Raw genomic sequence first — 443 nt, forward strand, 5'->3', positions numbered from 1 at the left:
CAGCAGCCTGACGGCCGAAAGCCCGGAAGCGGCCCTGAAAGAGCTTCTCAGCCGGGCGCCCGCCACCAACTATGAGCTGGCAAACTACGAACGGCTGACGCTCAGCAGGAGCGGCGAGGCCGGTTGTTCTGAAGGCAGCACCCTGCGCAGGGCCGGTCGGGGCCTGCTGTTTCTGGGCTCGCTGCCCTTCCTGCTGCTCGATAAGCTGGCGCACTGGGCGGTCGTCACGAACGCCCGCTGCGCCGTATCCTCCACGCCCTCTGCCGCCACGCTGAGACCCAGGCTTTTCCCAGCGCCGCGATGGCCCGGAACCATCATCCGCACGCGCATGCTGGTGCCGAGCTCAAGGGTCAGCGACTTGTCAATCTTGAAGCCGCTGACGAAGCCGTGCCGCAGCAGGCTGATGGCGCCCAGCGTCCGCCCGTAGTGATCGATAACGAACG

Annotated in this window: 1 protein-coding gene; it reads right to left on the reverse strand. The window is 66.6% G+C overall.

Features of this window, described 5'->3' with window-relative positions; all coding sequences use genetic code 11:
* Positions 1-84: 84 nt before the first annotated feature.
* Positions 85-443, reverse strand: a 359-nt coding sequence (locus tag HA45_RS23395) for an EAL domain-containing protein (protein WP_128599103.1), incomplete at its 5' end; no start/stop codon positions are given.

It is taken from the genome of Pantoea rodasii (assembly GCF_002095465.1).
Taxonomy (GTDB): Bacteria; Pseudomonadota; Gammaproteobacteria; order Enterobacterales; family Enterobacteriaceae; genus Pantoea; species Pantoea rodasii.